The organism is Mesorhizobium sp. M2A.F.Ca.ET.067.02.1.1 (assembly GCF_004023285.1).
In the GTDB taxonomy this organism is placed as follows: Bacteria; Pseudomonadota; Alphaproteobacteria; order Rhizobiales; family Rhizobiaceae; genus Mesorhizobium.
In genome coordinates, this window is record NZ_RZSB01000901.1 from 1 (window position 1) to 2,182 (window position 2,182).

A 2,182-nucleotide genomic window follows, 5' to 3' on the forward strand; every position below is an offset into this window, starting at 1 on the left:
TCCGGATAGAGGCTGCCGGCTTCTGCGATGCGGCAGCTGTCCGGGTCGAGCGCCACCGCATGCGCCTCGACATCCGCCGGCAATCGATAGCCGCTGCTGTCGGCAAGCGCCGTCAGCGCCGCGATATCCGGGGCCGCTGTCTGCCGCGCCGGGCGGGCCAGGAGCGATCTTACCCGATGCAGCAGACGCTCCGCCTCGGCCACGGTCTCCGCCGCGACGACCAGGCCGTGATTGCCGAGGATTAGCACGTCGACCCCCGGCCGGAGGCGCTCGGCAATGCCCTGGGCAAGGGGCAGGCCAGGCCGGCGATAGGGAACATACGCCCACGCGATCCCCTGAAGACGCCGCCCGGCCTCGGCCTCGCAATCGGCCTGGACGGCAAGTGAGATCGTCTCGACGCAGTGGACATGCAGCACCACCCGTTGCGGCATCAGCGCATGCACGGTGGTCTCGATCGACGGCCGCAAGCCGCGCGGATTGAGGGCATCGATGGCGAAGGCCTGTGGCTTGTCGGCGCTCGGATCGCGTTGTTTCACCGCCTCGATGAGCGGATCCATCGCCACCGGCACCATGATGTCGTCGGTCAGCGCGTCCTTCAGCCATGTGCCGGAGGCCTTGATCCACAGTGTGTCGCCTGCCTTCAGCGATGTGTTGCCGCCGGCTGCCTGGGTCAGGTGCGGATCGGCGCCGATGGCGGCCGAAAGCGCTCGCAAGGCAGCCAGCTCCTGCGCATCAACTGTGGTCGCCATGGCGATCTTCCTCCAACGGCTCGGTCGGTCTCGCACGATCTCCCGTCACGGGAGAATGATTGGCGATGATATCGCAGATGCGAGCGATCTACGTCAACTGTGATCTACTATCATCAAAACTGGCTTGCAATCCGCCCGATGTTGAGTAAGTTGCACCAATTGCCGTGCAAATGGCATTGTCGGGAGGAAAAAATTGAGCGACTCCGGCCGCCAGCGTCAGATCGTCGAGCTGTTGCGGGACCGGCCGTTCGCCTCGGTGCGCGAGCTGCAGGAGCGGCTCGGCGTCTCGGCGGCGACGGTCAGGCGCGACATCGACAAGATCGACGAGGCTGGCGAGGCCAGGAAGGTCTATGGCGGCATCTCGGCGCTCGATGGCGCCTCGCAAGCCGGCATCGCCTATGCCAGGCCCTATGACGAGAACCGAGATCTGGCGGTCGATGCCAAACGGCAGATCGCCGCTGTCGCCGCCACCATGGTGCGCGACGGTGATGCGGTCATCGTCCATGGCGGCTCGACCTGCTTCCATCTCGGGGTCAAGCTCGCCGACCGCAACATCCGGCTCTTCACCAATTCCATGCCGCTCGCTGCCTATCTCAGCGACCATGGCCATTGCAGCCTGACCATCGCCGGCGGCGATCTGCACCGCGAACCCGGCATCATCCATTCGCTCACTCAGGCCACGCCCTTCTATGCCTCGAAGTTCTTTCTCGGCGCGCAGGGCCTCGGCCATGAGGGCGTGCTGGAATCGCATCCGCTGCTGGTGCGCTCGATCGTCGATCTCAGTCTCTGCGCCGACCAGATCGTGGTGCTGGCCGACAGCCGCAAGCTGTCGATCCATGCCCGCAGCGTCGCGCTGCCGCTGTCGCGCATCGGCACGCTGGTGACCGATGACGGCCTTTCCGACGCCGATGCGCGCATGCTGGAAGATGCCGGCGTCACCGTGCGTATCGCCTCGCCTTCGGGAGCCGTCCAGTGAAGATGGCGGTGCTCGATTTCGGCAAGACCAACTCGAAGCTGTTCGTCTTCGGCCAGGACGGGCGCATCGTCGACGAACGGCGCACGAAACCCGACTGGATACGTAAGGGCGGCATTAGTGTGCTTGATGAAGCGGCGCTGCATGACTGGGCGCTGGAAGCCGTCGACGAAGCCGCCGATGCCCACGGCATCGGAGGTCTGGTGGTGTCCGGCCATGGCTGCACCTTCGCGCTGGTCGACGATACGGCGCTGACGCATCCGATCCTCGACTATGAGCAGGAGCCGCCGGCCGATATCGCCGCGCGGATCGATCGCCGCATTCCCGATTTCGCCGAGACCTTCTCGCCGCGCCTGCCGCTCGGCTTCAACTATGGCCGCCACATGTTGTGGCTGAAGGAAGTGGAGCCCGGCGCCTTCTCGGCGGCGAAGGCGATCCTCGGCTATCCGCAATATTGGAG

General features: G+C 65.4%; 2 protein-coding genes and 1 pseudogene. 2 read left to right on the top strand and 1 reads right to left on the bottom strand.

The window, feature by feature from the left end; genetic code table 11:
• Positions 1–749: class II aldolase/adducin family protein (locus tag EOA28_RS33435; protein WP_148671026.1), on the bottom strand; the 749-nt coding region annotated here is incomplete at its 3' end.
• A gap of 193 nt (positions 750–942) precedes the next feature.
• On the opposite strand from EOA28_RS33435, the gene EOA28_RS33440 reads away from it, so the two are divergent.
• Both EOA28_RS33440 and EOA28_RS33445 read left to right on the top strand, forming a co-directional pair.
• Positions 943–1,725: a DeoR/GlpR family DNA-binding transcription regulator gene (locus EOA28_RS33440; protein ID WP_127252375.1), complete on the top strand. Its 783-nt coding sequence runs from the start codon at positions 943–945 to the stop codon at positions 1,723–1,725.
• Positions 1,722–2,182 (top strand): annotated as a pseudogene (locus tag EOA28_RS33445) (carbohydrate kinase); the annotation flags it as partial. The gene EOA28_RS33440 and the pseudogene EOA28_RS33445, both read left to right, overlap by 4 nt.